General features: G+C 70.8%; 4 protein-coding genes. 3 read left to right on the forward strand and 1 reads right to left on the reverse strand.

Annotated elements, in window-relative coordinates; genetic code table 11:
• The first annotated feature begins 128 nt into the window (after window positions 1–128).
• Window positions 129–3,476: a hypothetical protein gene (locus ACXN5W_RS22110; protein WP_473160255.1), complete on the forward strand. Its 3,348-nt coding sequence runs from the start codon at window positions 129–131 to the stop codon at window positions 3,474–3,476.
• A 341-nt stretch (window positions 3,477–3,817) separates the two neighbouring features.
• On the opposite strand, the gene ACXN5W_RS22115 is transcribed toward ACXN5W_RS22110, so the two are convergent.
• Window positions 3,818–3,976, reverse strand: coding sequence for a hypothetical protein (locus tag ACXN5W_RS22115; protein WP_473160256.1), 159 nt, complete (start codon window positions 3,974–3,976; stop codon window positions 3,818–3,820).
• Between the two features lie 98 nt (window positions 3,977–4,074).
• Between ACXN5W_RS22115 and ACXN5W_RS22120 the strand changes: the two genes are divergently transcribed.
• A complete protein-coding gene (locus ACXN5W_RS22120) occupies window positions 4,075–4,644 on the forward strand; it encodes an RNA polymerase sigma factor (RefSeq protein ID WP_473160259.1) in 570 nt (189 codons plus the stop codon).
• Window positions 4,641–5,627, forward strand: coding sequence for a hypothetical protein (locus ACXN5W_RS22125; protein WP_473160257.1), 987 nt, complete (start codon window positions 4,641–4,643; stop codon window positions 5,625–5,627). The genes ACXN5W_RS22120 and ACXN5W_RS22125 overlap by 4 nt, the downstream gene beginning before the upstream one ends.
• The last annotated feature ends 373 nt before the right edge of the window (window positions 5,628–6,000 follow it).

Consider the following 6,000-nt stretch of genomic DNA (forward strand, 5'->3'; position numbering starts at 1 on the left):
CGTCCACGTACGGCAGCAGCTCACGCGCCGGCACCGGAGCGTCGCCCCACGACCAGACCTCGAATCTCACCTCGTCTAAAGGCACGGATCGCGTGTGACGCAGCCTGAAGACGCTCAGGCTCCACTGTGTGTCCTGCTACCTGGAGCAGCGGGAGACCGGCACGAGCAATAACGGATCTCGTCCGAGCGCGCTCGCGGGCACAATGAACGCCGTGCTCGCCGTCACCCGCGCCATGCTGGCATCGCTTGATTCGCTGCCGTACCGGACGCGGATGAGGCGCTTCGTGGAGTGGGCGCGTACCGCGTCCGACCGCTCCCAGGTCTGCGCCGATCTGCGCGAACAAGGCCCGCACGAGCGGTATCTGGCTCTGGTCGCCGCGATGGTGGCCCGGGACAGCGCCGGCATCGCCGCCGCGGTCGACGATCCGATGCCGTCGATCAGGGCAGCCGCGCTCACCGCCGCACTGCGCGCCGGCGTCCCGGTCGGTGGTCATGCCGATCGGCCGGCGGTGGAGCGGCGCCACGTCTACCGGTTGCTGCGCCGATGGCGCGCGGCGAGCGTCGCGGACGCTCTGATCGGTGAGGTCCGTGCGGCGTTCGGCGATGCGGAGGCCGCCGCGCTGCTGCCGGCCTGCAGCGCCGATACGGTACGCAGGTTGCTGCCGGACCTGGAGCACACGCTGAGTCTCGAGCGACTGGTCCGGTGGCACTCCGGCCCGCTGCTGGAGCGGGTCCGTGAGCGCCTGGCCACGGCTCCGTCAGAGCTGCGTACCCAGATCTGGGGTGAGGTCGCCGGCGCGGTGTTGCGCTGTGACCCGGCGCAGGCCCTCGACCTTCTTGACCGGTACGCACTCGAGGAGTCGTTGCCTGGCCCGCTGTCGGCGTACGGCGTGCTCGCCGCGCACGATGCAGGTCGCGTGGTCCGTCTGCTCACCGCACCCGCACGTGCGGGCTGGTTGCGACGGACGATGCTGCCGCCGGCCGTGTTGCGCCGCCTCGCGGTACTGCCTGTCGGCGAGCTCGCGCCGCTGGCCAGCCGGTTGCGGGAGCACAGTCGGGCGCTGGCGGCGCTGCTGGACGCCGCCGCGCCGGCCGGGCGCGGCGAACTGTACGACCGGGCCCTGGCCGACGCCGACACGGCGGTGCTGATACCGGCGGCCGAGGTCATGGACGTGCTACCGGCCGCGGTGCGCATCCGCGAGGCGACCCGGGTCCTGAGCCTGCCGAAGATCCGTGAGCGGGAGACCGAGGTGCGCGCCTGGAGTGCCTACCTGGCCTGGCCGGATGCGTCCGCGGCGCTGGATGTCGCGCTGCGCGCCGGTGACGCCGACGAGCGGGCGCACGGCTACACCCTGCTGGTCGAGGCCGCCCGCCGCTCCCGCGACCCGCAGGCGGTGGCGGAGGTGATCGGCCGGCTGGGCCGGCTGCGCAACGAGCAGGATCCGGTGCGCGCGGCCGCACTGACCGCCCTGGCAAAGGCCGCGTCGCTGCTCACCGCCGACACGGCGGCCGGGCTCACCCAGTTGACCACCGATGCGGTCGACGCCCGTGACGTGTCCGCGGCGACCACGACGGCGTTGAGCGCGCTGGCCGCCGATGTCCTGCAACACCACGTCGCCGTACCGCCGCTGCGGGAGTGGGCACTGCTCACGATCGACCTGATGAGCACCGGTGCCCATCTGCCAGTGCTGCGCCGCTTCGACTCGGTTCTGCGCCGTGGGCAGGAGGAAATCGTCTTCCAGCGGCTGCGCGGCTGGGTCGAAGCGGGCATCGACCGTGGCCGGTACGGTCCCCTGTTCGCGCTCACCTGGGCGCTCGGCAAGCGGGCCTGGCGGCTACCGCCGCTGCACGACTTGCTGCGCCGGGCGACCGGGCCGCACACGCTGCCATCGGTGGCCCGCACCGCGATCGGGCTGTGGCTCGACGACCCGCGCACCCGCTCCGACCGGGTCGCCGAGGTGCTGGCCACCGACGCCTCGGCGGTGACGATTCACGAGGTGTGGGCGACGCTGTGCACCTCCCGCACCGATCTGCTCGACCGGGTACTGGAGGAGAGCCCACGCGGTCGGTTCATCGAAGCGGGAGTGCGCTGGGTGCCCGGCTGGGCGCCGCGCCCCGAGCGGTGGCTGCCCCGCCAGCAGGCCCGCTTCGTCCACCTGCAGGACCTGATCACCGCGGACACCGGGCAGGGAGTGTGGCAGCGCGCATCGGCGATTCGGGCCGCCGCACCCGTTCCCGGTGTCGGCCGCGACCTGGTACTGCGCCACCTCGACGCCCCCGAGGTGGTGATCGCCGAGGCGGCGCTGGCGTCGTTGGTCTGGACCGACCGGCCTGCCGAGGCACTGCCGACGCTGCTGCGCTACGCCGACAGCGACCGGGCGCGGGTCGCGCTGTACGCGGCCGGGCGGGCCGCCCAGTACGTAGCTCCATCCCGGCTGCCGGGGATGCTCGGCGAGGTGCTGACCGGCCCAGCGAAGATCACCAGTCGGAAGGAGGCCGCCCGGCTGCTGGCCCGCTACGGACCACCGCAGGTGATGGGCACGCTACTGAAGGTGTACACGGACCCGCACGTGCATCGCGACCTGCGCGCGGCGATCGTCTCCGCCGCACGGCAACGGCTGCACACCCAGACGAGCTGGACGATCCTGCGGACCGCGCTCGCCGGCAGCCGCGAGGAGCACCGGGCAGTCCTGGCCACGTACCCGTACACCATCCCCGAAAGGCACCGCCCCCGCTACAGCGACCTCATCATCGACGCCTGCCGCGCCGCCGACCGGGAGGTCAGACGCGCCGCCTTCGGCCAGCTCGGACAATGGGCGCCCTGGCTCACCGGAGCCACCGACCTGGTCGTGGACCGGCTCACCGACCTCGGCGAGACGATGGCCCACATCGAGGTCGCCAACCTGTTGAACGCCGGCGGTGACACGACGCTCGGCCTCGCGCTGACCCGGCTCGCAGACCGCGACGCCGTCGACGACCATCCCGGCGACCCCGTCGCCGACCGGCCGGCCCGGCGCCGCATCACTCTGCTCGCACGCGGCGCCGCCACCCGGTCCCACAGCCGCCCGGTCGACGCTGACCGGACCGGACTGGTAGAGGCGGCGCGGTGGCTCGCCGGGCAGCAAGCCTTCACCGCTGCCGCCACCAGGCTGCTGGTCGAACTCGGACGGCTGGACAACCTCGATGAGATCGCCGACCTGTGTGAGGGCCGGCCCGTCCTCGCGATCCGCACCGCCGAGAACGTCGCCGACCGGCTACGCAGTCTCCGCGAGCAGCCCGACCCGGCCGTCCTCACCGCCACGATCGGCCGCCTGGCGCACCGCGGCGACCTCGCCGGAGGGCTGTTCGCCGTGGCGCTGGTCCGGCACGGCGCCGGATTCGGATGGAAAACGCCCTGGCGGGACCTGCTGATCGGACTACGCCGACACCCCGACACCGATGTACGCGACGAGGCCTACAACATCGACATGAGCTGAACACCACGCAGCCCGGCCAGTCTTCCACCGGGCACTGACCACGCAGAAGATAACGCCTAACAAGGTGGTCACCGACGCGATCAGGTCTGGGCAACCCTCACACTCACGCGTGGGTTCGAGGGTCCGGATCACGGCGCTAACGCCGATCGGCACCGACGACGGTAGCCACGCGTACGATCGCCTCATTCGGGAACCGGAACCCGACGAACGCCGACGACGGCCGAGACCAGGACCGAACACCTGATGACAACCCCACTGGGCAAGCCGAAGTCGATCATGCTTTAGCCCAGCGCAACAGACCCCGCGCTGCCGGTACCTGGGTCGCCGCCGTCGCGCCGTCGTTATCGGCCGTCCGAGCCCATCAACTGGCCGACCATGTACGCGAATACGTTCTCGCCGGTCGGCGACTCGGCGCCACCGACGCCGAGCTGATCGGGGCCGTCATCGAGGCCCTTCGTTCGCGACCCGGTGCCGTGAACCCGATGCAGGGCATCGGGCATGAGTAAGTGTGGACACTGTGAGCTTCGGTGCGTCGCACGCCGGCCAGCCGCGCCTGGTACCCGATAGCCCCCCTCTCCAGGAGGGTGGGCGATCGAGCGTGGCCGCTCTGGTGGAGGACTCGATCCTGATCCAGGATTCGATCCTCGTTCCCGAGCGATTCGGGCTGTTGTTCGACCGGCATGCCGCCGCGGTCCACCGTTACCTCGCCCGACGGATCGGCCCACAGGCGGACGATGTGCTGGCCGAGACGTTCCTGGTCGCTTTCCGCCGGCGCGCGGCCTACCAGCCGCTGCGCGTCGATGTGCGGCCGTGGCTGTTCGGCATCGCGACGAATCTGCTGCACCGGCACGTACGGCAGGAGCAACGACGGTACCGGGCTTTGGCCCGCGTTCCGATGGGCGCCGAGGTGGATCCATCGCCGGCCGACGGGGCCGCCGGCCGGGTTGACGCCCGAGCGGTGCGCCGTGAGCTGGCTTCGGCACTGGCCGCCCTCAAGCGCGCCGACCGGGACGTGCTGCTGCTGACGGCGTGGGCCGACCTCACGTACGCCGAGATCGCGGTCGCACTCGACATCCCGGTCGGCACCGTCCGTTCCCGACTCCATCGGGCACGCCGCTTGACCCGCGCCGCATTGAACCAGGCAGGAATCACGGAGGAACTCTCATGAACGACATCAGGATGCTCCGCGAGTACGGGCCCGACGCCCCCGCCCCGTCCACGGCCACGCTGGCCGACGCCCGCACCCGCCTCATGGCCGAGGCCACCGCCGAACCGAGTCCCCGACCGGCGCTCCTGGTACGGGCCGGCGACCTGACCGGACGCCTGCGCGGCCGGGCCCGTCTGCTCGCCACCGCCGCGGCAGTGACCATGGCCGCCGCAGCGACCCTGGCCGTTCTCGCGCCGTCACCTCAACCGCCCAGCCGGCCATCGACCGAGGTATCACTCGTCGCCTTCACCACGCCCGTATTCCCCATCGCTCTGCACCCCACGCCGCCCGCCCTGTCCGCCCCGTCATTCACCGGCGACACGGACACATGGACCGCGGTGTACCGGTCCACCGACCAGGGCAACGACGTCTATCTCACCGTCCACTCCGCGCCCGCCAAGTCAGGCATCCCGTGCGTGACCACCGCCATCGCCGGCAAACCAGGCGACCTGTGCAGCTGGGCCCCCACCAGCGGGGCGGAGCGTTGGGTGACCCTGAGCTGGGAGCGCGGCCCGGGGCAGTGGGTCGAGATCACCGGCAACGGCCGATACGCCACCGAGGAAAGCGTGCGCGCGCTGGCCGCCATCATCGTCGACGAACCCCAGCCGATGCCCCTTCAGCTGCACCTGGCCCCGGCCGGTTGGACACTGGACGCGTTCAAGGGAGACTCGATCATCACCCTGCGAAACCCGGCCGACCCCCGGCTCGGCCTCAGCGTTCAGGCCATCCCCCAGGTGGACCCCGACGTCCTCCACAACACGCAGGGCGCCCGGCACGCCAGCACCGTCCAGATCAACGGCCAACCCGCCCAACTCATCCGGACCGAGGACGAGTGGTTCCTCCAGGCTCCCCTGCCCGACGGCACAGCCTTCAACCTGCAGGCACCCCTACTCCTCACCCAGGCGCAGATCATCACCATCGGGGAGCAGGTCAGCCGGTCCTAGATAGTGGAGAAGATCTACATGTCCGCTCAGGGTGCCCTGCAAGGCTGCCCGATATTTGTCGGCGTAACAGACCCGCTCGAGACCGACAACATCAAACGACAGCTGCTTCAGATCTCGGTCGCGGACGACCAGATCAGGCAGGTGCGGCACTTCAACCGAGGTGTCTGCCCAGCATGCTTGCACCTCGAGGGAACCAAGAAATTAGGACTATCTAAGGAGCATGGGAGCGAGCAACCTTCAGAATGCGTAGCCAGCTGCGATGACTAGTGCCCCGTCTTTGAATGTTGATCGTGTAATCCGTCGGTTCTGAGGACGGATCGGGCAGGCTGTCTCCCGAGGGTTTCGGTGGGAGGTGGTGGCCGGTGGGCAGGCG

It is taken from the genome of Plantactinospora sp. A48, assembly GCF_055793945.1.

What these genes read in the sequence shown, in the direction of transcription:
- ACXN5W_RS22115 (WP_473160256.1), bottom strand. Translation starts at nt 3,976, where the DNA reads ATGCCCGATGCCCTGCATCGGGTTCACGGCACCGGGTCGCGAACGAAG.
- ACXN5W_RS22125 (WP_473160257.1), top strand. Translation starts at nt 4,641, where the DNA reads ATGAACGACATCAGGATGCTCCGCGAGTACGGGCCCGACGCCCCCGCC.